The 23,939-nt window shown below is 45.5% G+C and carries 29 protein-coding genes and 1 tRNA gene; 17 read left to right on the forward strand and 13 right to left on the reverse strand.

Annotated features, from left to right (window positions below):
* The first annotated feature begins 468 nt into the window (after window positions 1–468).
* The 10 genes from HBNXNv_RS00005 (at window position 469) to dnaG (ending at window position 11,149) form a co-directional block, all read left to right on the forward strand.
* Window positions 469–1,674 (forward strand): ORC1-type DNA replication protein, encoded by a 1,206-nt coding sequence (locus tag HBNXNv_RS00005; protein ID WP_347720783.1) that lies wholly within the window; start codon window positions 469–471, stop codon window positions 1,672–1,674.
* 33 nt (window positions 1,675–1,707) lie between these two features.
* Window positions 1,708–3,279, forward strand: coding sequence for a DNA-directed DNA polymerase II small subunit (locus HBNXNv_RS00010; RefSeq protein ID WP_347720784.1), 1,572 nt, complete (start codon window positions 1,708–1,710; stop codon window positions 3,277–3,279).
* Window positions 3,280–3,291: 12 nt separating this feature from the next.
* Window positions 3,292–6,798 (forward strand): DNA polymerase II large subunit, encoded by a 3,507-nt coding sequence (locus tag HBNXNv_RS00015; RefSeq protein WP_347720785.1) that lies wholly within the window; start codon window positions 3,292–3,294, stop codon window positions 6,796–6,798.
* A 43-nt stretch (window positions 6,799–6,841) separates the two neighbouring features.
* Entirely contained in the window at window positions 6,842–7,261 is a 420-nt protein-coding gene (locus HBNXNv_RS00020; protein ID WP_347720786.1) for a CBS domain-containing protein, read from the forward strand.
* Between the two features lies 1 nt (window position 7,262).
* Window positions 7,263–7,799: a CBS domain-containing protein gene (locus tag HBNXNv_RS00025; protein ID WP_347720787.1), complete on the forward strand. Its 537-nt coding sequence runs from the start codon at window positions 7,263–7,265 to the stop codon at window positions 7,797–7,799.
* 53 nt (window positions 7,800–7,852) lie between these two features.
* Window positions 7,853–8,317, forward strand: coding sequence for a hypothetical protein (locus HBNXNv_RS00030; RefSeq protein ID WP_347720788.1), 465 nt, complete (start codon window positions 7,853–7,855; stop codon window positions 8,315–8,317).
* The gene (locus HBNXNv_RS00035) at window positions 8,310–8,930 is read left to right on the forward strand and encodes a hypothetical protein (RefSeq protein ID WP_347720789.1); all 621 of its coding nucleotides are present in this window, start codon (window positions 8,310–8,312) and stop codon (window positions 8,928–8,930) included. Before HBNXNv_RS00030 ends, HBNXNv_RS00035 begins: the two co-directional genes overlap by 8 nt.
* Before the next feature lie 6 nt (window positions 8,931–8,936).
* On the forward strand, window positions 8,937–9,617 hold the full coding sequence (locus HBNXNv_RS00040) for a hypothetical protein (protein ID WP_347720790.1): 681 nt from the start codon (window positions 8,937–8,939) through the stop codon (window positions 9,615–9,617).
* A gap of 109 nt (window positions 9,618–9,726) precedes the next feature.
* Entirely contained in the window at window positions 9,727–10,041 is a 315-nt protein-coding gene (locus HBNXNv_RS00045) for a DUF167 domain-containing protein (protein WP_347720791.1), read from the forward strand.
* Window positions 10,034–11,149, forward strand: coding sequence for a DNA primase DnaG (gene dnaG, locus HBNXNv_RS00050; RefSeq protein WP_347720792.1), 1,116 nt, complete (start codon window positions 10,034–10,036; stop codon window positions 11,147–11,149). The genes HBNXNv_RS00045 and dnaG overlap by 8 nt, the downstream gene beginning before the upstream one ends.
* On the opposite strand, the gene HBNXNv_RS00055 is transcribed toward dnaG, so the two are convergent.
* From HBNXNv_RS00055 to HBNXNv_RS00070, 4 genes are all read right to left on the reverse strand, one after another.
* A complete protein-coding gene (locus HBNXNv_RS00055) occupies window positions 11,144–11,593 on the reverse strand; it encodes an Lrp/AsnC family transcriptional regulator (protein WP_347720793.1) in 450 nt (149 codons plus the stop codon). The two genes, dnaG and HBNXNv_RS00055, sit on opposite strands and share 6 nt — an antisense overlap.
* A 207-nt stretch (window positions 11,594–11,800) precedes the next feature.
* Window positions 11,801–12,313, reverse strand: a complete 513-nt coding sequence (locus HBNXNv_RS00060; protein WP_347720794.1) for a hypothetical protein — start codon at window positions 12,311–12,313, stop codon at window positions 11,801–11,803.
* Between the two features lie 289 nt (window positions 12,314–12,602).
* Window positions 12,603–13,100: a hypothetical protein gene (locus tag HBNXNv_RS00065; RefSeq protein WP_347720795.1), complete on the reverse strand. Its 498-nt coding sequence runs from the start codon at window positions 13,098–13,100 to the stop codon at window positions 12,603–12,605.
* 185 nt (window positions 13,101–13,285) lie between these two features.
* Window positions 13,286–13,437 (reverse strand) — tRNA-Thr (locus HBNXNv_RS00070).
* A gap of 126 nt (window positions 13,438–13,563) precedes the next feature.
* Here HBNXNv_RS00070 and HBNXNv_RS00075 point away from each other — a divergent pair.
* From HBNXNv_RS00075 to HBNXNv_RS00095, 5 genes are all read left to right on the forward strand, one after another.
* Complete coding sequence (locus HBNXNv_RS00075) at window positions 13,564–14,580, forward strand: DUF4886 domain-containing protein (RefSeq protein WP_347720796.1); 1,017 nt, start codon at window positions 13,564–13,566, stop codon at window positions 14,578–14,580.
* 53 nt (window positions 14,581–14,633) lie between these two features.
* The gene (locus HBNXNv_RS00080; RefSeq protein WP_347720797.1) at window positions 14,634–14,831 is read left to right on the forward strand and encodes a winged helix-turn-helix domain-containing protein; all 198 of its coding nucleotides are present in this window, start codon (window positions 14,634–14,636) and stop codon (window positions 14,829–14,831) included.
* 52 nt (window positions 14,832–14,883) lie between these two features.
* Entirely contained in the window at window positions 14,884–15,843 is a 960-nt protein-coding gene (locus HBNXNv_RS00085) for an aminopeptidase (RefSeq protein ID WP_347720798.1), read from the forward strand.
* A 75-nt stretch (window positions 15,844–15,918) separates the two neighbouring features.
* On the forward strand, window positions 15,919–16,731 hold the full coding sequence (locus HBNXNv_RS00090; protein WP_347720799.1) for a hypothetical protein: 813 nt from the start codon (window positions 15,919–15,921) through the stop codon (window positions 16,729–16,731).
* A 200-nt stretch (window positions 16,732–16,931) separates the two neighbouring features.
* Window positions 16,932–17,603, forward strand: coding sequence for a DUF5794 domain-containing protein (locus HBNXNv_RS00095; protein WP_347720800.1), 672 nt, complete (start codon window positions 16,932–16,934; stop codon window positions 17,601–17,603).
* On the opposite strand, the gene HBNXNv_RS00100 is transcribed toward HBNXNv_RS00095, so the two are convergent.
* The 3 genes from HBNXNv_RS00100 to thpR are packed head-to-tail and all read right to left on the reverse strand — an operon-like array spanning window position 17,600 to window position 18,882.
* On the reverse strand, window positions 17,600–17,983 hold the full coding sequence (locus tag HBNXNv_RS00100) for an FxsA family protein (protein WP_347720801.1): 384 nt from the start codon (window positions 17,981–17,983) through the stop codon (window positions 17,600–17,602). The two genes, HBNXNv_RS00095 and HBNXNv_RS00100, sit on opposite strands and share 4 nt — an antisense overlap.
* Before the next feature lie 33 nt (window positions 17,984–18,016).
* Entirely contained in the window at window positions 18,017–18,346 is a 330-nt protein-coding gene (locus HBNXNv_RS00105) for an exodeoxyribonuclease VII large subunit (protein WP_347720802.1), read from the reverse strand.
* Window positions 18,343–18,882, reverse strand: coding sequence for an RNA 2',3'-cyclic phosphodiesterase (gene thpR / locus HBNXNv_RS00110; RefSeq protein WP_347720803.1), 540 nt, complete (start codon window positions 18,880–18,882; stop codon window positions 18,343–18,345). Before thpR ends, HBNXNv_RS00105 begins: the two co-directional genes overlap by 4 nt.
* Window positions 18,883–18,931: 49 nt before the next feature.
* Between thpR and HBNXNv_RS00115 the strand changes: the two genes are divergently transcribed.
* A complete protein-coding gene (locus HBNXNv_RS00115) occupies window positions 18,932–19,192 on the forward strand; it encodes a PRC-barrel domain-containing protein (RefSeq protein ID WP_347720804.1) in 261 nt (86 codons plus the stop codon).
* 24 nt (window positions 19,193–19,216) lie between these two features.
* Here HBNXNv_RS00115 and HBNXNv_RS00120 read toward each other — a convergent pair whose 3' ends face one another.
* From HBNXNv_RS00120 to HBNXNv_RS00140, 5 genes are all read right to left on the reverse strand, one after another.
* Window positions 19,217–19,702: a hypothetical protein gene (locus HBNXNv_RS00120; RefSeq protein ID WP_347720805.1), complete on the reverse strand. Its 486-nt coding sequence runs from the start codon at window positions 19,700–19,702 to the stop codon at window positions 19,217–19,219.
* Window positions 19,703–19,748: 46 nt separating this feature from the next.
* Window positions 19,749–20,333 carry a hypothetical protein gene (locus HBNXNv_RS00125; protein ID WP_347720806.1) on the reverse strand — a complete coding sequence of 195 codons (585 nt, stop codon included), beginning with the start codon at window positions 20,331–20,333 and terminating at the stop codon, window positions 19,749–19,751.
* 86 nt (window positions 20,334–20,419) lie between these two features.
* The gene (gene radA, locus HBNXNv_RS00130) at window positions 20,420–21,370 is read right to left on the reverse strand and encodes a DNA repair and recombination protein RadA (protein ID WP_347720807.1); all 951 of its coding nucleotides are present in this window, start codon (window positions 21,368–21,370) and stop codon (window positions 20,420–20,422) included.
* 64 nt (window positions 21,371–21,434) lie between these two features.
* On the reverse strand, window positions 21,435–22,433 hold the full coding sequence (locus HBNXNv_RS00135) for a DUF2240 family protein (RefSeq protein ID WP_347720808.1): 999 nt from the start codon (window positions 22,431–22,433) through the stop codon (window positions 21,435–21,437).
* Window positions 22,434–22,557: 124 nt separating this feature from the next.
* Entirely contained in the window at window positions 22,558–22,755 is a 198-nt protein-coding gene (locus HBNXNv_RS00140) for a histone (RefSeq protein ID WP_347721350.1), read from the reverse strand.
* Window positions 22,756–22,879: 124 nt separating this feature from the next.
* Here HBNXNv_RS00140 and HBNXNv_RS00145 point away from each other — a divergent pair, with 124 nt between their 5' ends.
* Window positions 22,880–23,149: a winged helix-turn-helix domain-containing protein gene (locus HBNXNv_RS00145; protein ID WP_347720809.1), complete on the forward strand. Its 270-nt coding sequence runs from the start codon at window positions 22,880–22,882 to the stop codon at window positions 23,147–23,149.
* Here HBNXNv_RS00145 and HBNXNv_RS00150 read toward each other — a convergent pair.
* On the reverse strand, window positions 23,121–23,765 hold the full coding sequence (locus HBNXNv_RS00150) for an alpha/beta fold hydrolase (RefSeq protein ID WP_347720810.1): 645 nt from the start codon (window positions 23,763–23,765) through the stop codon (window positions 23,121–23,123). The genes HBNXNv_RS00145 and HBNXNv_RS00150 overlap by 29 nt on opposite strands.
* Between the last annotated feature and the right edge of the window lie 174 nt (window positions 23,766–23,939).

Consider the following 23,939-nt stretch of genomic DNA (forward strand, 5'->3'; position numbering starts at 1 on the left):
TCTGCCGGAATCAGTGCAAAAGAAGAAAGCTCAGAGTTTTGTTAGATTCAGTTCGAACAGAATTGTTTTCTAGATGATTTTTGCGCGCGAAGATTTTCGAGCAAATACTGAGAGGTTGATTTCATCAGGAGACCTGGACTTCATTCGGAGATCGAATTTTCTATTTTCGAGCTCGAGTATCTAAGCTCCAATGACCAGACACCCCTCTATTTCGAGTGGAATTTGTATCTAGAGACCGAGACTAGGATATAACGGCGGAATAAAATTATAACAGCGACATAATAATATAACAGTGTTATATCTTTGTATAGTTAGTTTATAGAAATCTCTACATGAAATCAGGGGGTGGGTGGGGGTACCGCCTTCGCTTCGATTGGAGAAGGATTATAAACCTTAATTTCAAGTAGAAAGTTACGGGGTTCGATTACAAAAATGAGATTTAATTCTGTTTACGGGGGGACGAGATAGATGAGTCAGAGCAATCTGAAGTCAATGTTCTCAAACTATCTCGACAAAGACTCTGTTTTCAAAAACAAAGACGCTCTTACCACCAGCTGGAAGCCAGACAACATTCTGCATCGTGATGATCAGATAAACGATCTGGCCTCGATTCTTGCACCGGCCCTAAAAGGAAATGATCCGAGCAACGTATTTCTGTACGGTTCTGTAGGTACTGGAAAGACTCTAATTGTAAAACACGTTACTGAAGAACTGAAGGATGTAGCGGATGAGCAGGAGATCGACCTCAACGTACTGTATATTAACTGTAAAATGAAGAAGGTAGCTGACACCGAGTACCGACTTCTCGCAAAACTAGCCCGACAGCTTGGAGAGGACGTACCTAGCACAGGCCTTCCGACAGATGAAATCTATAATAGATTCTTTAACGCGCTGAAAGATCAGAAAGGTGTAGTAGTAATTGCACTGGACGAAATCGATGCATTAGTAAAAAAGGTTGGAGATGAGTTCCTCTACAATCTTACACGTATCAACGATGATCTAGAGGAGACCAAAGTTTCCATCCTGGGTATTTCCAACGATCTCAACTTCACAGAGTACATGGATTCCAGAGTCAAGTCCTCTCTGTCGGAGGAAGAGATAATCTTCCCGCCTTACAATGCTCTCGAACTCAGAGAGATCTTGAAGGAGAGAACAGACAAGGCCTTTGTAGAGGACAAGCTTGAAGGAGGAGTTATCTCCAAGTGTTCGGCCCTTGCGGCTCAGGAGCACGGAGATGCTCGTAGAGCTCTTGACCTTCTCAGGGTTGCAGGAGAGCTTTGTGAGAGATCTGAGGAGGAGAAGATCTACAAGAAGCATGTTGATCGGGCCCAGGATAAGATCGAGCGCGATCGCATGGTTGAAACAGTTCGTTCACAGCCTAAGCAGTCAAAACTGGTTCTTTACACTATTCTACAGATGACTGAGGATGAGGACGAGATCGCTACGGGGGATGTATACAGCGAGTACAAGGAACTGTGTGAGGACGTAGATGTTTCAGAGCTCACGCAGAGAAGAGTTTCCGGCCTTATATCGGAGCTTGACATGCTAGGAGTAATCAATGCAAAAGTAATCAGTAAAGGCCGTTACGGCCGTACAAGACAGATAAGCGTTGATCTTCCGGAAGAGATAAGAGCTCAACTGGAGGAAATGGTAGAGGAAAAATTCTACCTTTAAACAGCGCGTGAATAGAAGGGGGTACAGCAATTAATGAATGAAAAAGCACTCAAAGAGCTAACACAGCAAGGATGCATTATAGGCAAGGATGCAGCAGAAGGCCTGACAGAAGATGATGTAGAGGCGATAAAAGGCCTTGATGTCACTCCGATGTATGTCTCCGAGATGATGCTAAATAATCTAAGGGAAAGAAGTAACAGTGTTGAGGAAGAAGTTGTACATGAAACAGAGGGGGGCAAACTGGTAGAGAAGACAAAGCTCGAGGAAGAGCAAGATACATCTGACAACAGTTCTACTGACGAAGAAGTTGATCTGGGAGAGGAGTTTGACGAAACAAGCTCCAAGTTCAGCAAGGACAAGACAGTAAGAATCAAGGACGACAGAAACAGGTCCGAGATGCGTACCAAGGTAGAGATCCTTGATGAAACAGATATTTCTGAAGATGAAAAAGATGTACCAGAGTTTCTGGGATATTACAACGATCGATACGATCGAATGAAAGACATGCTTATGCGGAGAATGGAGATGAAATCCGCAACTTCTATCAAGAGGCTTGAATCACGTGACGAAGGCGACGAAGCCACTACTATAGGCCTTGTAAACGATAAATACTCGACACAGTCCGGAAAGTGGATAGTTGAAATTGAAGACAAGACTGGAACTTTCAAAGTGCTTGCAGATGAACGAGACGGAGAGAGAATAGTTCCTGACGAAGTAATCGGTGTAAGAGGAAATCTTGGAGGCGATATAATCTATGCTGACGATATTGTGAGGCCTGACCTACCGATCCCACAGGGAGTAAAAACCACTAAAGACGAGGTCTCCGCGGCCTATATCTCTGATTTCCACATGGGATCTCAGGATACTCTGAACAAGAGGCTGGATCGTTTCGCTGACTGGCTTGGAAGCTCGCAGGCGGAAAACGTTGGATACCTTGTAATTCCAGGCGATGTGGTTGAAGGAGTAGGAACATACCCGGGCCAGGAGGAGGAACTCGAGGTCACGGACATCTACAAACAGTACCAGCGATTCGAGGAATGGGTGGAAAAAGTACCGGAACATATTCAGATCCTTCTGGGCCCAGGAAACCACGATATTACACGTCTAGCAGAGCCACAGCCACGGATTGCTGAGGACGCACTACCGACTATTTCAGACTTCAACAATGTGCACTTGGTACAGAACCCGCAGACTGTCAGGCTTCACGCAATCAGAAGCAAGGGTATCAAGAATCTGATGTACCATGGATACAGTTTCGACGAACAGATCGATCAGATACAGTCCTTGAGGGAGAAGGCCTACGACGATCCAAGCCACGTAATGATCGACCTTCTGAAGAGAAGGCACCTGGCACCAACCTATGGATCCAACCTTGTATCTCCAGAAGGCCGTGACAACCTTGTAATAGAAAATAAACCAGATGTATTCGTCGCTGGCCACCTTCACAGCCACGCAAACGAAAGCTACAAAGGAGTAAACGTAATTGCATCATCAACTTTCCAGGCACAGACAGACTTCCAGAAAAGAGTAGGCCACGAACCAGATCCTGGAAAAGTAACACTTGTCGACTTCAAAACCCGAAACACAGACGTCAAACAGTTCTAAAGTGATCACAAAATGGATACAGAAAGCTACTTCAACAGTATAAGAGAGAAAACGGATAAAGCATACGATATAGCGGAAGAGGCCCGTGATCAGTCCAAGGATCCAGAACAGAGAGTTGACATTCCTGTAGCAGAGGACCTGGCAGAAAAGGCCTCATCACTTGTAATTGCAGCAAAATTCCCTGAACTTGAAGATCAGGGAGTAGCTGAAAGAATTAGAGAACTGGAAGACGAGTATGGAAAAAACGATGAAAGAGTATCCTTCTCGATCGCTAGAGAGATTGCAGAAGGAGAATTCACGGAGTTTGAAGATCTTGAAAGAGCATGTGAGGCCGGAGTCCGAGTAGGAGTCTCCTACATGACAGGAGGTATTACAACAGCACCTCTGGAAGGAATCGGCGATGTAAAGATAAGAGAGAATAACGACGGCACGGAATACCTGGCAATGTACTACTCAGGCCCTATCCGTTCAGCAGGAGGAACAGCCTCCGCAATGTCAGTACTTCTCGCAGACTACGTCAGAATAGGTGTAGGCCTCGACAAATTCAAACCATCAGAGACAGTTGTAAACAGATATGCAGCCGAAGTAGACGACTACTACAACCGTGTAACCGCAAAACAGTACTATCCTGAAAGAGAGGAGACCTCGATGATTGCGGAAAATGTTCCAGTCGAAGTCACGGGGTCGCCAACAGAACAGATCGAAGTATCAAACTACAAAGACCTGGACCTCATCGACACCAACCAGATCAGAGGAGGCATGTGTCTAGTATACCTCGACGGCCTACCACTGAAAGCCCCAAAGATCAAGAAAAGAATAGAGAAATGGGGCAAGGACTTCGGCCTCGAACACTGGGAATGGGTAAAAGACTACCTCGACCTGCAGAAAGAAATCCACTCATCAGGAAGCGACGATGAGGAAGACGACGGAGAGGCCAAGGAAAAATCAAAATACACGCCATCCGACAAATACCTGGGATCGCTGACCGCAGGAAGGCCTATATTCGCGCATCCAGGAAGAAAAGGAGGATTCAGGCTGCGGTACGGTCACTCAAGAACCAACGGCCTCGCAGCAGTATCGATGCACCCGGCCACACTGGAGATCTCCCAGAGATTTATCGCAATAGGAACACAGCTGAAGACCGAATACCCTATGAAAGGTACAGTGGCCACTCCATGCGACTCAATACATCCGCCTGTCGTCAAACTGAAGAACGGCGACGTCAAGAAAATTGAGTCAAGAGAAGAGGCCCGAGAAATAGAGAAAGACGTTGAAGAAATCCTCTTCATGGGCGACATGCTCGTAACATACGGAGAGTTCGTGGAAAACGGCAAGAAACTTCTTCCTTCTCCTTATGTGTCTGAATGGTGGGAGAAAGATCTTGAAAAGGCACTTGAAGAACAGAACGTCAAACTAGGCCGGGACTTCTCCGAGAGAGATCCTACGCCAGAAGAGGCCATGAAGATTAGCGACAAACTCGGAATCAGGCTGCACCCAAAATGGACATACCACTGGAAAGACACATCACCAGAGAAATTCCAGGCCCTATACCAGTCAATGAGAGAAGGAGAACTCAAGGGAGAAAAAACTGAAAGAGCACTCGAAGATCTACTTGTTCAGCACGAAAAAGAAGGAGGCCAGATCAAGGTCAGAAAACAGGATCTAAAGGCCCTCAAACTTCTGCTCAAACCAGAAGAAGATAATAAGGATGTAGTAGAGTCAGCGCAGTCAGGAAGAGGTATAGTTGATGCAGTCGAGGAAATATCTGGTGTAGAGCTTGGTGATCCAGCACCTCACTACCTTGGAGCCAGAATGGGCCGACCGGAGAAAGCAGAGCGCAGAACACTTAACGGAAAGCCACAGCTTCTATTCCCGTGTGGAAAGGAGGAAGGAGGCCGAATGAGAAATCTTGTCGCTTCCTACAACCAGACAATGCATGGAGACAAGGGAATAGTCAAAGAGCAAATTGTACAGAACTACTGTACTGAATGCGAGAAAAAATCATACTATCCTTACTGCCGTGACTGCGGAGAGCCAACAGAACCTCTATGGGTCTGCAGCGACTGCGGAAAAACATACAGAGAAGAAACAGAAGTCTGCGGAAAATGCGGCAACGAATGGATCAAAAGACATGAATACACCGACATCAACGTCCGAGAAATGATGGACGATGCCTTGGAAAACCTCGGAATGAACAGGCCACCGGAACTACTGAAATCTTTCCGTGGAATGACCTCAAAAACCAAGATAGTCGAGCCAATCGAAAAAGGCCTTCTAAGAAAAAAGCACGACCTCTACGTCAACAAAGACGGAACAGTAAGATATGACGCAACAGACATCCCGATGACACACTTCAAGCCGAAAGAGGCCGGTGTGTCGGTAGAGAAGCTCAGAGAACTTGGCTACGAAAAAGATATTAACGGAGAGTCTCTGGAAAACGAGGATCAGGTACTTGAGATGAAGCCGCAGGACATCATTATCCCTGACGGCGACATGAGCCTGGCGGCCTCCGACTACATGCTTAGAGTAACTCAATACATCGACGAGCTACTGGAAAAATTCTACGGCCTGGACCCGTACTACGAGGCCGAAGGAAAAGAAGATCTGGTAGGAGAACTAGTCATAGGCCTGGCACCGCACACCTCAGGAGGAACAGTCGGCCGTATAATCGGCTTCACGGATGCAAAAGGAATTTACGCACACCCTTACTGGCATGCAGCCAAGAGAAGGAACTGTGATGGTGACGAAGACGCTATACTGCTTATGATGGACGGATTACTGAATTTCTCCCGTAAATACCTCCCTGACATGACAGGCGCGCGTACAATGGATGCTCCATTGATTTTATCGACTGTGCTGAATCCTGACGAGGTTGACGACGAGGCCTGGGCCGTTGAGACTGTTGATGATTATCCTCTCAGTTTTTACGAGGAGACTCAGAAGTACAAGGAGCCGTGGAATCTTGAGACAGATATCGAGATAGGTGAGGATATTGTCCACAGCGATCAGCCGTATTCTCACGACTACACGATTGAGACTTCGGATATTGATGATGGGCCTTCTCAGTCGGAGTACGTGACTCTGGATGATATGGATGAGAAGACTACCAACCAGCTGAAATTGGGGGAGAGGATCCGGGCCGTTGATGAAAACGCGGTGGCTGATCTATTGCTGGACAAGCACTTTATTCCTGATATCAAGGGTAACTTGCGTTCGTTTTCAAGTCAGAAGATGCGCTGCGTTGATTGCAACGAGAAGTTCCGTAGAGTACCTATGACCAATCAGACGATCGCACCGACAGGAAAGACTACAGCCCGGTGTCCGGAATGCGACGGAAAAGTTCTTCTAACAATCTCGGAGGGAACGATCAAAAAGTATCTGGAGCCTTCCAAGAGAATTATTGATAATTATGAGGTATCCCCGTACATCAGGCAGCAAATCCTGATTCTTAACAAGACTATTCAGAGTCTTTTCGGCAAAAGCGATAGGCAGACGGGCCTGAAACAGTTTGCGAGCTGAAAGACCGAAACATTCAATAGGTTCATTTCTTCCATTTCTCATTATGGACGGAAAAGTAAAACTGAAGGAGGTTATGACGGAAGGCGTAGTAGCCGTAGACGCAGACAGTAACGTAGTAGAGGCAGCGAGCAAGCTTCGGCAGGAAGATATCAGAGGCCTTGTCGTAATTGAAGACGAGGATGCAGTCGGAGTAGTGGTCTGCAGAGATATAGCATACGATGTGATCGCAGATGGCGAAGAGGCAAGAGAAACTGAAGTAAAAGATATAATGAGCACAGATCTGATTGTAGCAGACGAAGACGAGCTGCTTGACGATGTTGCAATGGCAATGTCGAAAAACAACGTCTCCAGAGTTCCAGTAGTCAGAGGAGACATGCTTGTAGGGATCGTAACCCAGTCAGATATTCTAAGAGCATGGCCTGGATTCGCAGAAGTCATGCAGGAAAAAGAGGTGTCAGAATAAAATGAGCATAGACAGTGAAGTAAAGGTAAAAGAACTGATGACAGAAGGAGTCATCGCAGTAAAACAGGATAAAACAGTAAAAGAAGCAGCCCAGCTACTCAAAGAAGAAGGAATCAGAGGCCTTGTCGTAGTCGACGAAGAAGAGGCCGTAGGAGTAGTAGTCTGCAGAGACATCGTGTACCAGGTAGTAGCTGACAACAAGGATCCTGAAGAAGTACTTGTCAAAGATATAATGAGCACAGACCTCGTAGTAGCTGATGAGGATGAGCTGCTTGACGATGTTGCAATGGCAATGGCCCGCAACGACATTTCAAGAGTTCCAGTGGTCAGAGAGGACATGCTTGTAGGGATCCTGACACAGACTGATATTCTACGTGCATGGCCTGGATACGCAGAGGTCATGGGGGAGGAAATTGAGATGCAGGCAGAGGCCACTCCGCGCCAGACCACCAGAGAGGGTATGTGCGAGAACTGTGAGAACTACAGCGAGAACCTCCAGGAAACAAACGGAATGCTTCTATGTGAGGAATGCCGGTAAGGCCTTCCTCTTTCTATAATACTTTTTTATCCCGCTTTCTCCAAGTTTCCTCTATGGGCATGCATATCACCGAGGAAGTAGACAGGAGAAGGCTTACACTCAAGGTTGAAGACCCGGAAGAAGTCTACTCCTCCATGAAAATGCTTCTTGAGGACAGAATCAAGTTCTCCTCGGTGAACGAAGAAAAATACTACAACGACGTCGACGGCAAAGACATCAGAGCCAAAATCGTCACAGTCTTCGGCATGGACCATCTAACCCATGAAACCATGGAAATCTTTCTCCACATCGACAGAGAGGCCTCAGAACTCGATATACAGCTGAAGGCCAAGCTCGAGACAGAGTACCCAACCCATAAATCGTGGCAGGATTCTCTGATCTACTACGCGTACAGATCGCTGTACGACAAGTTCCTGTATGGGGAAACACGTGAAGGTTACGAACACGCAGTGGAGGAAAGAGTAGACCTGCTTATGGACTACATCAAGGACGATATGGAGGCGGATTACAGTGGTTAAATACGAGCACGACGCGCTTTCCAAACAGGATCACTACTTCGTAAAAGAGGATCCGGCCCGAATCTACAGAGGAATCAAGGATCTACTCGTCGAAGAATTTGACATGGACAGGATCGAGGAAGGAAGAAACGAGTTCTCGGTAACAGGCCCTAAAGACAAGATAAGGCTGCACGCATTCAAGGAGAAAGGCCGCAACACAGTACTGTACTTCAACCTTTCCTGGAGAGTAAAAACTCCGAAAAGCATCTACACGCACGACTCAAGGCCTGATGACATCAAAAAAGTCAGGGTAAAAACTACTGGAAGAGTAATCACTGTTTATCCGGGTGGAAACGCAGAGATATTCGAGCCTTATGCAATTACACAGTATCCACAGGAAAACTACGATGCAACGCACCTTGAAGATGAGAAAACACAGTTCCAGAGATCAAAATTTTACAAGATACTTGTAGGAATCTGGTACAACAAGTTCTACTCGAAAGAAATACACAAGTACGAGGAAGAGGCCTCGGAAATAGTTGTACGGCTTCAAAACCTGATGAGAGAAAAGTTCGGAGTGGAGGACGGTATCGTCCGCACAGGAAGCTCCCACTACACTCCTCCATGGCAGTGATAGAAAATGTCTGATGACGAAGAACCTGGCTTTTTCGGAAAAATGATGTGCTGGCTTCACACGCCGAAAACCGAGAACAGCGACTGGGAACACGACAAGTTCCACGAAAAAGACGATATCTGGCACCACGAACACCTTTTTGAAGGCCACTGGGTGGAGATACAGAACAAGGCCGAGTGGTATGAAAGCCCGAATATTGTCAGCATCTACAAGGACCACAAGTACATCTTCAACCAGAATATGGAGCTTGACAAGCCTTCTGAGACGTTCTACTATGAAAACGTGGACAGCGGCGAGTTTGAATCTGTTATGGAGGTAAAGGAAGACCTTCCAAGTAAGCATGGAAAACTTAAACTTACTACAAATCCTGCAACTCAGAGCCCTCCCTCAGGAGACAATGATTTCGGCCTGATCGAGTACTGGGTAAAGCTAGAGGTAAAATACAGCTTTCCCGATGGAATTAACTGGCTTCCAAGAATCTTCGCCTATCCGTTGAATCGTTTCTTCAAGAAATGGTTTGTGAACAGGATTGGAGAGGAAATGATCGAGTACGACATCGAGTACGCAAGGGAGAGGCTGACAGAGTACTTCGACTACATCAGAAAATACCATGGAGAGGAGCCTGTCCAGACAAAGACACGTCAGGAGGTCTATACTCCGCCGACCGATGGGCCTTTCTTCCAGTAGAAACTTTCCCAGAGCTAAAAGGTTAACTATCGTATTGTTTGATGAGGAAGGTAACTTCCTCAATTCGGCTGCCCTCGGTCAGCAGGTGCTACCGTACGGGACTACAGGGATGATCATCTGTGTTACAGGGCAGCCACACTACTTTTATCCTCAGAGAGGAGGCCCTGAAATGACAGAATTCTACATCAAAGTTAAACCAGATAGCAACGAGTTCCGTGTTGAAGAAGGAAGTTTTCCCGAGTTCTATCTTGAATCAAAGGCCGAGAATGGGAAAGCTAATTCAGAGTTACTAAGCAAACTGGAAAATATACTGGGGCAGAGGCCTGGAATTGTTTCCGGCCACAAAAGCAGCAGGAAGAAGATCAAGGTCGACCTATCTCGGGACGAGGTAGATCGAAAACTGGAGGCTGAAATCAATGGGTAAGACATCACAGAAATCCGCAAAGTACATGATAAACGCAAAAATCGAAATAGCAGGAATAGTTGAAAAATCAGATGTAGTCGGCGCAATATTCGGCCAGACAGAAGGCCTTCTTGGCGACCAGCTTGATCTCAGAGAACTCAAAGAGAAAGGAAAGATCGGGAGAATGAACCTCGATCTCAAGCAAACAGACGGCAGCACAGAAGCCTCACTCGAACTACCTTCATCTCTCGATGCAACCGAAACCGCTCTGCTAGCAGCCTCCCTTGAAACCATAGAAAAGATAGGCCCAAGCAATGCCGATCTCACTGTAAACAGTATTGAAGACCTGAGAGTATCGAAAAGAGACTACATCGTCAAACGCTCAAAACAGCTTCTACAGGATATAGAGCGCGAGACACCGGATAAAAAGAAACTGATGAACGAGATCAAACAGGAAGTCAGAAAGGAAGAACTGACAGACTATCACTCATTTGTCGCAGGCCCAGACGTCGAATGGGATGACAACATCGTAATTGTAGAGGGCAAGGCCGACGTCGTCAACCTCCTGGAGAAAGGAGTGAAGAACGCGCTGGCCATCGGAGGAACATCAGTACCTTCACAGATCGAAAGAATCGCAGAAGAAAAAGACCTTACAGCATTCCTCGACGGAGACAGAGGAGGAGATCTCATCCTCAGAGAACTCAAGGAAAAGGCCGAGCCAGAGTACGTGGCCCGAGCTCCCGAAGGAAAAGAAGTAGAGGAACTATCCAAGAGAGAAGTACACTCAGCACTCAGAGACAGAGAACCCGTAAAATACACTGAAGAACCGGAAGTCGAACAACAGATATCTGAAGAAGACGTAAAGGCCTTCTCAGAAAAAATCTCCGAACTCACAGGAACTCGCGCAGTCAATACTCTGGACGAGGACGGAGAAGTAGTTGAGAAAAGGCCTGTCTCAGCAGTCTCCGAACTTGAGAAAAAATGTTATGCAGTTATCATGGATGGAACTATTGACGAGGCAGCTGTTTCAAAGGCTGAACAGCTTGATGCAGAATACCTGGTAGGAAAGGACCGTAATGAAACGGCCTCATCCAGCGAAGTAATCCTTATGACGAAGGAAGAGCTATAGGTCCATCTCCTGCCTGTAGGATTCCAGGATCACATTTGTCTTGGTCTCCTCAATACCTTCCATGCTCTGAATCTTCTGAAGAGAGGAATTCATAGACTCTCTATCCTTGAAATGTGCCAGCACGATAATATCAGCATCTCCCGTGATAGAATAACACTGTTCGATGAAGGCCTCATCCTTCAGCTTCTCAGCTATAGGAGTCACTTCGCCAGGCTCCGACTTGATATGAGTTATCGTAGAGAACGTGTAGCCCATTTTTTCGTAGTCGAGAACAGGAACAAACCCTTTTATAACGCCGTTATCAAGCAGTTTTTTGAACCGATTGCTCGCAGTCGATGGAGAGACATCTACTTTCTCCGCAATTTTACGCAGCGAGGCCCTTCCATCAGACAACAACTGTTCAATTATTCGAAAGTCCTTATCATCAACCGAACTCTCTTTCATAAAACACAATTTATAGGCCAAAACTTAAACATTTGTTCGAAGATACATTAATATACAAGCTATACGTATAACATAGTATGGAATCGGTCGAGGTCGACGAATGTATGGTCTGCGGCGAAGACGTCAAAGGCGGAATGAAGACGTCAGAAGGCCCGGTCCACGAAGTCTGCATGTCAAGCCTGTTCTAGTTCTTTCTAATTGCATTTTTTAACCATTCCTCAGAAAATGGCCAACTTCTCCAAATAAGCTCTCATCAGCGTCTGTAACGGCCTCTCCAACCTTCCATCCTGGTTCCGGCACAGGTTCCTCAATATCAAAATGAATGGTATTGCTGAAAACCTCCACTAGAGAATTCTTCTCTATTTCTTCTCCAGGATCAATCCACTCAACACTGAACTCTGGAAAATGAATATAGGCCTCAACAAAATCCTCATAATTCCCGCCACTCCACGCATCAGGGTCAAGAGCATAAGTATCTCCCTCAGCATTCAAAACTTCTACAACACCTTCCGGAGTATAATTTTCAGCAACACCCTGATAAACATCTTTCAGGCCTTTATCAGTTTCAAAAGTCACCTCATATCCCCTAGGCCTTCTAATTACATCCACAAAAACACCGTCCTCCCTAAAAGCAGCCTGAGTATACTCACCCCTTTCATCAACTCCTCTGAGAAGAGTGCCGTGCACCAGTTTATCATATTCGTCCTGAGGCCTTGTCACACATCTAATGCGTTCCTAAAGAATAAATTTTTCGATTTGTGCTCATAGGTCATAACTGGAGGAAGCCGTAAGAATCAACTTTTTCACTCGTAATTTAGACAACAGTTAAAAGATTATTGTTATTAATCAGTCACAATAGTGCAAGGATAGTTTTTAAGAGTGGGCCACAATAACTAGACATATGAGGAAGCCCTTCGCAGTTCATCTGTAACCAATCAGGTGGACGGAAGTGCGCTTTAGGCTCCCACCCGTTAATACTATACCGTTGGGAGCCTTCCTCGCTATTGTTCTATTTGTTTGATTTCAATATCATAGCTTTTAGGAAACTATAGTCGCTTTCTAGCAGATGTTCTAAGTCTTTTTCTCTAGCTTTGTATGCTAAATTATGGCATTCTGGTTCTTCTATCTCTTTGTGAACTTCACACGTGGTGAACTTTGGGTAATTGTTAGGAGCTGTTTTCGTGTTATTTTGGAGAAAGTTGTTTAGATGGTGTTTTATCTGCTTAAACTTTCCTTCGTATTCTTTATCTATTCTGACTTCTTTTAATCGGTGTACGTCGTTTTGAATAAGCATAAACAGGCCTACTGAAAAAAGTTTGACTCTATATTTGGACAGATTTCCTAGTTCGGCTTTAGCAGCTTTTTTCAATCTTTTTTTATGGTCTTTGCTTATAAAAACAGCATTGGAATAGTCATTGCCTGATTCATCTGAGAAGGCAAGTCCTGTATTCATGCCTAGATTCTCAACTTTTCCGCTTTGATCAACATATACGGTGTACTGTCTCACTATATTGGCTTTTTTTATCTGAATTATAAAAATTGCAAATATCTTTTAACAGGAAAAACAACCTGTAACTGAGTTGTTAACTATGTCCGGAAATACCTCGCTAAGACGGTCTCGTTCAGTTGGAGTAGGATTGCAAATTAACATAATTTAGAATTAGGAAGTTATCCTCGTCTATTTCTTAATCAAGCCCCGGGCGGGATTTGAACCCGCGACCTGTCCCTTTCTGTGCCTGTCAAGTTTTGATTGTAGGCCATGCTGTGCATGGTCTGATGCGTGCCGCTCTGGGCATTGGCAGGCGTACGAGGGGACCGCTCTAGCCAGGCTGAGCCACCGAGGCCTCTGTAGTTATTGAGTGGGGTTATGGTTTTTAATCTTCTACCGGGTTTTTTAGTCCTGTATTTCCTATTTTTTGTTGTATGAAGGTTGGTTTCCGGTGAATTTGAGGCCTTTGATTGGTTTTGTTGTGGTCTTGTTTGTTCTGGAAGGTGCTGTGCTTTTTGTCTCTGATTTCAGTTTTGGTTCGGAGCCTGAGGTCGAGACACCGGATGCTGATGCGGCCAATAATCCTTCAGAAAATGTTTCTACTACTTCTGTTTCTGATGAGGATGATAATAGTTCTGAATCTGATAGAAGGCCTGATAGTAATGAGTTGAATAGTTCTTCTGTTGAGGGTGAGGCTGTGGAGAATGAATCAATTAATTCTTCTGATGAGGCAGATCCGAGGCCTGTTGAGAATGTGAGCACTCTTTTTGTCGGCAATAGTTATACTGACAGGAATGATCTTCCTGTGCTTTACAGGAGTGTTGTTGGTTCCACATCTAATTTTTCTGAGAGCTCTGTTACTGTTGATTCTGTTACCTATGGCGGTTATCGTTTGAGGGAGCATGCCAGTGATCTTGAGAGTGGAGGCCGGATTTCCAGTGTTCTCGGGGATGATTGGGATTATGTTGTTTTGCAGGAGCAGAGCCAGATTATTGGTTTCAGTCTGGATCATGAGGAGAGGATAAAGTCGATGGATGCCGGTGAGAGGCTTTCTCAGGCTGTTAACCGGAGTGGTGCGGATACTGTTCTTTTCATGACCTGGGGCCGTAGGGATGGTGATGAGCGTAACAGGTTTATCTATCCGAACTATACTGCGATGCAGAAGTATCTGAGAGGTGGTTACGAGCAGATGCGTTACAGGGTCAGGGACAACGGTAGTGAGGCCAGTATTGCGCCGGTAGGTATGGCTTTTAAGGAGGCCTATGATTATAGCTCGAGGGATGGTCCTGCTAACAGGACGGGTACTGTTTTCTATGATCTGTATGCTTCGGATGGTTCTCATCCGAGTGTTCAGGGCAGTTATCTTGCTGCTCTGGTGATTGGCGCTACCAGCACAGGTGTTGAGCCTTTGAATGTGTCGTACAGGCCTTCTGAAGTTTCTAGTTCTCGTGCTGATCTTTTGAAGGGTTTTGCTAGTAGTGCTGCGGATTATTATTGATCGGTGTAATGATTTAAACGAGGCCTGCTATTTGGTATTTAGGTGAATTGTTTTTGGAGGATAAGATTGGTGAAGTCGCAGGTTATGTTTGGAGGTATTTAGAGGATGAAGGAAAGTGTTCTGTCTCGTCTATTTCGAGTTCTCTTGATTTTCCGCGTTCAAAGGTGAATATGGCTATTGGTTGGCTTGCTCGTGAGGGTAAGCTTGAGTTTGTTGACGCTGATCGCGGAACTTATGTGAAGGCTTCTTGATTTTCTGTTGAGGCCGAAAGATGTTTTAGTTTTGTAACCTCTTTTTTGTTGTATGAGTTTAGTTGATGGAGCTAGGACGATTGTTAATCAATGTTTAAACGTTCAGGATGGCGAGGAGGTGCTTGTTGTTAACGATGGTAATGATGCAGATCTGATTGATGCACTGTTTGAAGTGCTTGATGATCGGGACGTCGAGGCGACGTACATCGAGTACGAGGAGCCGGAGAACCATGGCGAAGAACCTCCTGAGAAGGTTGCGGAAGCTATGAAAGAGGCCGATGTGGTTATTGCACCAACTATCAAGTCCTTGAGCCACACCAATGCAAGGAAGGAGGCAAATAAGGCCGGAACCAGGGTTGCTACTTTGCCGACTGTCAGCAAGGAAATATGGAATTCAAGCCTTCAGGCCGATTATGATGAGGTTAAGAGAATTACCGAGAAAGTCTATGATCTTCTTGAGGATGCTGATGAGGTAAGGATTGAGACACCTTCCGGTACTGATCTGCGTTTCGATGTTGAGATCGACACATACCATAACGATACTGGTATTCTGCATGAGGCCGGTGCGTTCGGAAATCTTCCGGCTGGAGAGCCCAACGGTTATCCTGCTAACATGGAGGGCACGCTTGTTTTCGATCACTTCCCGTTCTCTCCTGACGCGAAAAAAGTTGAGATCAGAGACAGCAAGGTTGTAGCACTGGAGAACAAGGAAGGCGCTACGACTTCTGAGCTGGAGAAGGCCTTTGAGGATGTTCCTTGTTCGAAGAAGGTTGCCGAGTTCGGTTTCGGTACGAATCCTGAGGCCACTATTATCGGTAATACTTTGCAGGATGAGAAGGTTCTGGGAACTATTCACGTAGCTCTCGGTGACAATTGTTCGTATGTTCCTGAGGGAGATGACAGGAGGAATCCGTGTGATATTCACTGGGATTCTGTATGTGAGAAGCCTACTGTCTGGTTTGACGATAAGAAGATTCTTGACGAAGGAGAGCCTGTCTTCCTGGAGGAGTAGGCCTTTTTCTTTTTCCTCCTCTTTTTCTATCGTTCATATTTTAAGCAAGGTCTGACAATTACAGGGTAGGCTGTTATGAGTTCGACCGATTTTGAGGATTCTCTTGCCGATGCACTGGCGGAGGCTAAGAATCAGGCTCCTGAAATGGATGAACCAGATGTTGATCCTGAGGACCTGAAGAAGGAGATTAGAAGACTTCACGATAGGCTTCGCAGATTGGAGGAGGCCCATAACGGCGGCGAAGTTCTTGTTGAGCAGGATGATTACAGCGATCTCAATGAGCATGATCTCCGTCAGAGGATGAAGGAGGTCGAAATTTCTCAGGATATTATGGAGTCCAGGCTTGAGGAAGAACTTGAGGACTTCAAGGATGAGCTTTTCGAGGACTTTTTCTCGGATGTAGAGGAGCGTCTTGCTGAGGAGCACCTGAAGAAGCGTGTGAACAGTATTCGTTCCGATGCTGATAAGCAGATTGAAGAGCTTAGAGAAAGAGTTCAGGACGTCCAGATTGAGGAGAAAGTTGATAAAGAGGATCTGGATGAAAGAGTTGAGAATGAGAAGAAGGCCTTGGAGAGAAGGATTGATCGTCGTTACGGTGATCTGAAAGGAGAAGTTGATGAAGTTGATGATAAGGTAGAGTCTCTGAAGGCTGATCTTTACGAGGCTAATCAGAGTATCGGTTCTCTGAAGACCAAGATTGAGCAGATGCAGGAGGAGACTCAGAGAGTTGAGTCCGAGCTTCAGAATAATATTGAGGAGGCCAAAGAAGATGTTAAAGAGGAGATTGAGCCGGTTCCTTCTCAGGATGACTTTGAAGAGCTGAAGTCTCATGTAACTGAAATTTCCGGTCTTCTTGACAGTCTTTCAAGCAAGATTTCTTCCAGGTAGCTGGGAATAATGTTTTTAACAGTCCGGGCCCAAGTTTTGGTATAGAATGAGTATTTTAGCATGCTCTGGCACTGCACAGATGAATATTATGTCAGAGACTATGCTAGCCAATTTCTTTAATTTCAAGGCTTTCAAGGGAACCAAGTCCAAGTTTTTCTGGTAATTGGTTCCAGGCCATAACGTTTCGGTGTTTTCCCTGTATGGTTCTGGACTTCTTAGATGACGGCGCCCAAAGGCTTTTGCTCGTTCTCTGTCTTCCGCTGGTAGATGGTGTTTTCGCAACACTGCTCGTTACAGGCGCAATCCAGACATTCTCAGATGTTGTTAACGTAGCTTTGACAATTTTCAGTGGTGCAGGAGCGCTGGCAGTTCTTTACTCGTCAGCTGATTCTGGTAGAGAGGCCCGCAGAATGGTTAAGCAGGTAACTCCTTTCCTGCTTGGTGGTGCATTGGTAATTTCGTTGATCGCACCGGTCTTCGCCTCAGTGTTCTATATGGAGCGTTTGAAGTATGCTACAGGCCTTGCAATTATTGCGATCGCAGCTCATATCCTGGAGCTTGATCATGCTGAGAAGTTCCCTGTGCCTGCTATAGTGGTTACAGGCCTTGTTGTTTCGGTTCAGAGTCCTGCGGCGGCTGCTCCATCATTGGAGTACGTGGTTCCTGCGCTTGGAACTGCTGCTATGGCTGTAGGTGTTCTTTATCTGGCCTCATTGATTGATATTGAGAGAATGGATCTTGATTATATTCGGAGAGGAGGTGCGATGGTTCTCTGTCTGATAGGCCTTTCTCAGTTCGGATTGGCTGTTCCTTCGGAGTTAGGCCTTGCAGTTCTTGCTCTTTCAGTGTTTGCTTCTCTGAGGAAAGGTTAGAGGCTGTAGAATTCGATTTCTATGTTTCCTGTGTTTCCTTTGATGTATCTTGCGACCAGTCTTTCTCTTAGAGGCCTGAATGCCAGCAGGAATCCGATTGCGTCGGTTATTATTCCTGGTGAAATGAGTAGTAGACCTGCTATGACTAGTAGTGCGCCCTCTGCTACGTTTCGGCTTATTTCTCCTGCTGTGACTGATCTCTGTAGTTTTTTGAGTACGTGACGGCCTTCTCTTTTGACTATTGTTGCGCCGACTATGCCTGTTACTACGACGATGGCCAGTGTCTGCCAGAATCCGAGCATTCCTGCTAGCTGTACAAGTATGTATAGATCTGTGAATGGTAGTACTATCATTGCCAGCAGGAGTAGGATTCCGATCATACTGTATGAATAGGCCTCAGGATTTAAACCATGTTACCGATTCTTGATTCTGTCAACTATTATCTGGAGTTCTCCTCTGTACATGGAAACTTCTCCTTCCAGAGTTACTTTTTCTCCCTGAGCGTGTGAAGGCCTTTTATCGAATTTTACGGCCTCGATACTTTTTTCTCGATTTTTCAGTGTGAAGAAAAAGTGGTTTCTTCCGGCTGGATTGGCTACTTCTCCAGTAACTCTGACTTTTTCTCCAGCCATCGAAGGCCTCACTTCCGATATTTCTACTTTCTCCGGTGGAATACTGGTTGCAAGGTATAGTGTGAGAAGGCCTATGCAGGCTGTGAGAAAGTATTTCTGGTAGTTGTTCATTCCAGTTTCTTCACTTTGAGTTTTCTGTAGTGGGGGCCGTTTTCTTTCAGAACGCTTTCGAAAAGTTTGACTTTATCGACTTTGATATCTGCTATTTTCCGGCCCTGGTATTTTTCGAATTTTTCGTGCAGCGTCTTTTTCTGGCCTTTTCTCAGTTTTTTGACTCTGTGGAGTGTGATATGTGGTTCGAATTCGTGCTGGCTTGAGTCAGGTACTTCGTGCTGAGAGACCTGGTTATGTAGGTCGAATATTTTTTCGGAGTTGATGCCGGCCCAGATTACTCTGACATGGTTTTTTGATGGAAATGCGCCGAGACCTCTGATTTCGACGTTGAAAGGTTCTTGTTGTACGTTGTTGAGGGCCTGTTCGATCTTCTTTATCTCCTGTTTGTCTGTGTTTTTGAAGAATTGTAGTGTGATGTGCATTTTTTCTGTGGGTACTGGTTTGAATCCGAGGTCTGTCTCGTTTCTGACCTGTTTTAGTTTGTTGAGGGCTTCGGTTTGCTCTATTTCGATGGCTGAGAAGACTCTCGGCATACAAAGTTTTTAATTATGAGTTGCTCATAAATACTTAGGCGAACTGAAAATGGCAAATAATCCGCGTGGAACTGAGATTAGAGGCAAGACGATTGTTTCTGAAGAACATGGTAAAAAATTCGGTGAGGTAGATGATCTTTCGTTTGTATCTGATACTGGAGAGCTGATGAATATACTAATTACTGATACTACGGAGCATATTTCCGAGCAGAGTCTTCAGGAGGACAGGAAGGGCCGTAACCTGGTACCTTTCTCTGCTGTGAAGTCTATTGGGGACTTTGTGATTGTCTCTGAAGAAGACATGATTTAGAGGCCTTTTTCTCCTCTAAATTTTCTATATTTCGTATTTTTCTCCATCTATATTCAAGGTTAGTTCTTTGTCTTCGTCGAAGTTTACTATCTTGACTACGCTTCTGTTTGCGGTTATGTATGCGTTTACTCCGTCCATTCTTCTGTTGACGATGTTCCATCCGTTGGTGTCGTGGTTGCGTGTTTGGGAATGGTCTCCTATGAGAATGTTTGATTCTCTGTCGAGTTCTCTTCTTTCGTCTTCGTTGAAGAATACTGGGCCTTCGTGTTCGTATGTGTCGAGCTCTGGGTAGATTCCATCGTCTGTAGGGTATTCTTCGGCTGTTTCAGGGCCTTTGATTGAGAAGTATTCGTCCTGGTGTTTTAGCAGGCCGTCGTCTTCGGGATCTATTTTTACTGTCAGTATCTCTGTCTCGCGGTCTACTTCTTTTCCGTAGCTGTTTACGGCGCTGTTTATTTGCTCTATTTCTTTTTCACTGAGCTTTCTTTTCACGTGTTTTGCTGAACTCATTTCTGTTTCTTACTGTGTGAATGTGTGGAAAATGTTTTCTGCTTTTCTAAATGTCGTATCGTGAGTTGCTCTGCCAGTAGCCTTCGTCCTGACGTTCAAGTTCTCCGCCCTGTACGTTTTCTCGTAGTACGTCCGGTACTTCTCCTGTTTCCGGTACTGAGTATTGGTTCATGACTGTTTTTGCGGATTCTTCGATTTCTTCTGAACCTGTGAATCTTGCCCAGTGAACAGGCTTGTCTCCTCCAAGAAGGCCTCTGATTCCTCCTTCATCCATTGTGGTAGGTTCGTTCCAGTCGACTGCTCTGGAAGCATCGTTGTTGTCCATTTCGTTTTCCATTGCGATGTAGAAGAGTGCGGTATCTTCAGGATCGTCAGCGGTATAAAGAATATCTACGCAGTCAGCGGATCGGTATAGTGTGTTTTGCGGTGTTTCTCTCATTGATCCTGGCTGACCATCTCTTCCCTCTGAGAAAGTTATTTTGTTGCCGTTGTGAGGGTCATTACCTGATATGTTGCCGAATTCGTCCTCATCCATCCAGTCCTGATATCTGCGTCCTTCTGAGGCCTTTGTTCTTAGTATTTCCGGGCCTTCCTGGAGGATGTCGGCTGTGGTATCAAGTTGTTGTGTCATAACTGTAAAGTAACAACAGACTTTTTTATTCTTTTTGGATGGAGAAAGGTGTTCTAAGAGAAAAAATTAGGTGGGTGACGGCGGTTTTAACCGTCGATAATTCCTTCGTCTGTGATTGAGTAGACTGCTTCTCCTTCTGGTAGGTAAGGTGAGTCTTCGAGTCTTGCGACTCTTGTGTCTTTCTTTCCTTTTCTGAGGTAGATGATTGTTGCGCAGTTGTGTGCTACGATGTTTCCTCCGATGGCCTTTGTAGGGTCTCCGAACATCTGGTCTGGGTTGTCCATGACCTGGTTTGTGAGGACTACTGCTACGTTGTGTGTATTTGCTGCTTTCAGCAGTGTTGACATGTGCTTGTTCAACTTTTGCTGTCGCTTGGCTAGTTCTCCTCTGCCTACGTATTCTGACCTGAAGTGGGCCATAAGGGAGTCGACTACGATTAGGCCTATGTCGTTTTCCTCGCAGATTGTTTTGGCTTCTTCTGCTAGAAGCATCTGGTGGTCGGAGTTGAATGCTCGTGCTACGTGGATGTTGTCGAGTACTTCGTCTGCGTCCATGTCCTGTGCTTCGGCCATTTGTTCGATTCTTTCTGGGATGAATGTGTCTTCTGTGTCGATGTAGATTGCGCCTTTTCCTAGGCCTCCTTCTTCCTCTGATCTCTGTACGTTTACTGCCAGGTGGTGTGCGATCTGTGTTTTTCCTGCTCCGAACTCTCCGTAGAGTTCTGTGAGGGATTGTGTTTCTACTCCGCCGTCAAGTAGTTCGTTGAAGCTTTCGGAGTTTGTGGAGATTTTTCTCATTTCCTGTCTCTGTTTGTATCTTTCTGTTCCTGTTTCGAATCCTCCTACGTCGGCTAGATCCATTGCAGAGTTTACGATGCTTTCTGCTGCGGATTCTCCGATGCCGTCTACTTTTCCTGATAGTTCTCCGGCCTTCATGTTTGCGATTTCCATGAGGTTGGTTAGGCCTTCTTCCCGGAGTCTTTCTGCTGTTTTTCCTCCTACGCCATCTAGATCTTCAAGTTCTACGTCGTCTGCCATTTTAGTTGCTCACCTTTGTTTCTTTTCCTGCAAATGTTTGAGTTTTGCTCATAGTATAAGTTTTTTAGACTTCCATGACTTCTAGAAGTTGTTTGAGCTGTTCTGTTGTGTCTATTTCTTCTACACTGTTTGCAAGTAGCTCTATTCTTCCGAAGTAGTCGTTGTAGCGTGTTCGGCCTTCGATCTGTAGTTCTTTGCCGATTGCTTCGTCTCCTGCTTCTTCGACTGCGTCCAGGTCGCCTTCTTTTTCTGTTTCTTCGTCGATTTCCAGTACTTTTCGGGCCTGTTCTCCGAAGAATACTACTCTGATGTTTTCTGTTCCATCGTCTATTACGCCTGAGAGCGCTAGTCTGTGGCCTGGTTCTTCTATTACGTCTCCATCGTCGGTTACGTATTCTCCATCGTCGTTTTCTCTGACTGTGTCTCCTGAGTCTGGATCTACACGGTAGAAGGGGTTGTTTGTGTAGACTGCCATCAGCATTCCGTTGATCTTGTATGATGAGTTTTCTGCTGTGACTTCTCTGATTGAGGCCTCTTCTGTGTCCATGCCTCCAGTTTCTACTTCGGGTACGTCTTCGTCGTCTGCCATTGCTACTTTGGCTGAGTCTCCGAGTCGGATTTCTGCGTTTCCTCGATCGTCTTCCATTGTGTAGGCGCCTGTTATTTCGATTGCGTCGCCTTCGCTGATCTTGTCTGCGATCTCTGTTTGTTCGTCCCAGAGGGTCATTCTAATTGTTCCTGTGTCGTCCCCGAGAACCACGTTCTGTACGCGGCCGTCTTCTTCATCGTCGTCTCTTTCGAAGGTGTTGAGGTCTGAGATGTTGACTACTCGGGCCTTGAAGTTGACTTTTCTCATGTCTGGTACGATGTTTTCTATTTTGAGGTCTTCGCTCATTTCCTGGCCTATGTTTACGCCGTGTTCTTTTGCTACGAGGTGGACTGCGCCTTCTTCTGATACTAGGCCTTCGAACTCGTCCATTTTTTCTTCTACTTTTTCTTTTACTTCGTCTTCGTCGAGTTCTGTTTCCTCTACTATTTTCTCGATTATTTCCTCGGGGTCCATATTGTTAGAAGTGAATGGAAATCTTAAATCCTCTTTCGTTTTAGAGGTTGTTTGCTGGGAAAATTGTGTTTTCTGGCCTGGTAGAAAAATAAGATAGGGGATATGTAGGAAGGGTGCAGAGGGTTTATTTCAGGGCCTCTTTGACGTCTTCCTTGCGGATTGTTTTGCGGCCGTCTTCTCTTGCAATTGCGATTGCTTCTTCTGCTACGTCGCCTGCAAATGTTTCTAGAATTTGTCCGAGTGTTTCGGCGCTTTCTTGGGAAACTCGTTTGTCTCCTTGGCCTTTGATCATTTCCTTCATCTTAGCTCTTGAGAATTCCATTGTCACGTTTAGATTAGTGATCAAAATCATTATAAAGTCAAACCTGATTGGTTTTGTGAACTGTTGAGTAGCAACCAAAGAGAATATTAACTTAGATCACTAATTAAGGTGTACAGGTAGGACAATGGATGAAAGCGAGCAGGAGTTTTTCCTGCATACTAAACCCGCCAAGATGATGGTCAGGCTTGCTGATCCGTCGGCGGAGAACTATGCATCGGCACTTTCTTCCCGAATTGACTGTACTTACTCTCACGCTGTGAGGATTATTCAGAAGCTTGAGGAGATGGGCCTGGTCGAGTCCAACAAGAAGGGCAGGAAGAAGTATATTGAACTCACATCACGCGGGGAAGATGTGGCCCATACTCTTAACGACTTGATGAAGTTGCTTGACTGAGGAAGTCCAATGTATTTTCGATCACTTCATCTTTCGATCCCTGGAAGGAGTGGCCGGTGTCTTTCAGAACTCTCACATCTGCACCTTGAATGTTTTCTGCTATGGTCTCCGAGTTCTCTACTTCAACTATTTGATCCTGTTCTCCATGTATAAGAAGAGTCTCTGCTGGTAGTTGTTGAAGGGTTGATGTGTCGATGGTGATATCTGTGGCTGTCGAGGCATGGCCTAGAGTGGTAGATCTCCACTTTTCCACATTGCTGGTTCCGAGGCCTACTGCTGGAGCCCATAGAACCATGGAGCTAAAACTCACATTGTCGGGGTAGGTTAATGCAAGCTGGCCTCCGAACGACTTTCCTATCACATGTATTCTCTCACATCCTGATTCTGTCAACCTGTTGATGGCCTCATCTATTTGCTGGTGAAGATCCTTGAGGGTCAACTCTTCCAGGTCGCGTGCATCATCCCATGTATCTACCCTCACAACCCTGCAGTATTCACTCATTTCCTCCACTACTTCATCGAAAGGGCTGCCGAAAGGACCGCTACTGATACCAGGTATTACGAGAAGGCCTTCATCTGCGTTCTCATTGCCCTCCTCTACCAGGCCTCTGCTCATGCATTTGTTATTCGGCCGGAGTCTGAAGAATTTTTCCCGCCGTAGAGGCCTGTTATTACTCACATAGCTCTTCAGGGTGTTCGATTTCTGTGAACAATATACTGTGAAAGAATAACGAACATTCAATATTTTTTAATAAGTAGTGTGAGTATCGGAAAGTAAGAAACAAAATAA

This window comes from Candidatus Nanohalovita haloferacivicina, assembly GCF_029232205.1.
In the GTDB taxonomy this organism is placed as follows: domain Archaea; phylum Nanohalarchaeota; class Nanosalinia; order Nanosalinales; family Nanosalinaceae; genus Nanohalovita; species Nanohalovita haloferacivicina.

Bases quoted from the DNA above. Each gene is read 5' to 3' on its own strand.
- HBNXNv_RS00135 (WP_347720808.1), bottom strand. From the start codon at position 22,433: ATGGACCCCGAGGAAATAATCGAGAAAATAGTAGAGGAAACAGAACTC.
- HBNXNv_RS00140 (WP_347721350.1), bottom strand. From the start codon at position 22,755: ATGGAATTCTCAAGAGCTAAGATGAAGGAAATGATCAAAGGCCAAGGA.
- radA (WP_347720807.1), bottom strand. From the start codon at position 21,370: ATGGCAGACGACGTAGAACTTGAAGATCTAGATGGCGTAGGAGGAAAA.
- HBNXNv_RS00015 (WP_347720785.1), top strand. From the start codon at position 3,292: ATGGATACAGAAAGCTACTTCAACAGTATAAGAGAGAAAACGGATAAA.
- HBNXNv_RS00020 (WP_347720786.1), top strand. From the start codon at position 6,842: ATGGACGGAAAAGTAAAACTGAAGGAGGTTATGACGGAAGGCGTAGTA.
- HBNXNv_RS00105 (WP_347720802.1), bottom strand. From the start codon at position 18,346: ATGAACAACTACCAGAAATACTTTCTCACAGCCTGCATAGGCCTTCTC.
- HBNXNv_RS00045 (WP_347720791.1), top strand. From the start codon at position 9,727: ATGATCATCTGTGTTACAGGGCAGCCACACTACTTTTATCCTCAGAGA.
- HBNXNv_RS00120 (WP_347720805.1), bottom strand. From the start codon at position 19,702: ATGAGTTCAGCAAAACACGTGAAAAGAAAGCTCAGTGAAAAAGAAATA.
- HBNXNv_RS00095 (WP_347720800.1), top strand. From the start codon at position 16,932: ATGGTTCTGGACTTCTTAGATGACGGCGCCCAAAGGCTTTTGCTCGTT.
- HBNXNv_RS00145 (WP_347720809.1), top strand. From the start codon at position 22,880: ATGGATGAAAGCGAGCAGGAGTTTTTCCTGCATACTAAACCCGCCAAG.
- HBNXNv_RS00150 (WP_347720810.1), bottom strand. From the start codon at position 23,765: ATGAGCAGAGGCCTGGTAGAGGAGGGCAATGAGAACGCAGATGAAGGC.
- dnaG (WP_347720792.1), top strand. From the start codon at position 10,034: ATGGGTAAGACATCACAGAAATCCGCAAAGTACATGATAAACGCAAAA.
- HBNXNv_RS00115 (WP_347720804.1), top strand. From the start codon at position 18,932: ATGGCAAATAATCCGCGTGGAACTGAGATTAGAGGCAAGACGATTGTT.
- HBNXNv_RS00085 (WP_347720798.1), top strand. From the start codon at position 14,884: ATGAGTTTAGTTGATGGAGCTAGGACGATTGTTAATCAATGTTTAAAC.
- HBNXNv_RS00090 (WP_347720799.1), top strand. From the start codon at position 15,919: ATGAGTTCGACCGATTTTGAGGATTCTCTTGCCGATGCACTGGCGGAG.
- thpR (WP_347720803.1), bottom strand. From the start codon at position 18,882: ATGCCGAGAGTCTTCTCAGCCATCGAAATAGAGCAAACCGAAGCCCTC.
- HBNXNv_RS00010 (WP_347720784.1), top strand. From the start codon at position 1,708: ATGAATGAAAAAGCACTCAAAGAGCTAACACAGCAAGGATGCATTATA.
- HBNXNv_RS00100 (WP_347720801.1), bottom strand. From the start codon at position 17,983: ATGATCGGAATCCTACTCCTGCTGGCAATGATAGTACTACCATTCACA.
- HBNXNv_RS00025 (WP_347720787.1), top strand. From the start codon at position 7,263: ATGAGCATAGACAGTGAAGTAAAGGTAAAAGAACTGATGACAGAAGGA.
- HBNXNv_RS00040 (WP_347720790.1), top strand. From the start codon at position 8,937: ATGTCTGATGACGAAGAACCTGGCTTTTTCGGAAAAATGATGTGCTGG.
- HBNXNv_RS00055 (WP_347720793.1), bottom strand. From the start codon at position 11,593: ATGAAAGAGAGTTCGGTTGATGATAAGGACTTTCGAATAATTGAACAG.
- HBNXNv_RS00125 (WP_347720806.1), bottom strand. From the start codon at position 20,333: ATGACACAACAACTTGATACCACAGCCGACATCCTCCAGGAAGGCCCG.
- HBNXNv_RS00030 (WP_347720788.1), top strand. From the start codon at position 7,853: ATGGGCATGCATATCACCGAGGAAGTAGACAGGAGAAGGCTTACACTC.
- HBNXNv_RS00005 (WP_347720783.1), top strand. From the start codon at position 469: ATGAGTCAGAGCAATCTGAAGTCAATGTTCTCAAACTATCTCGACAAA.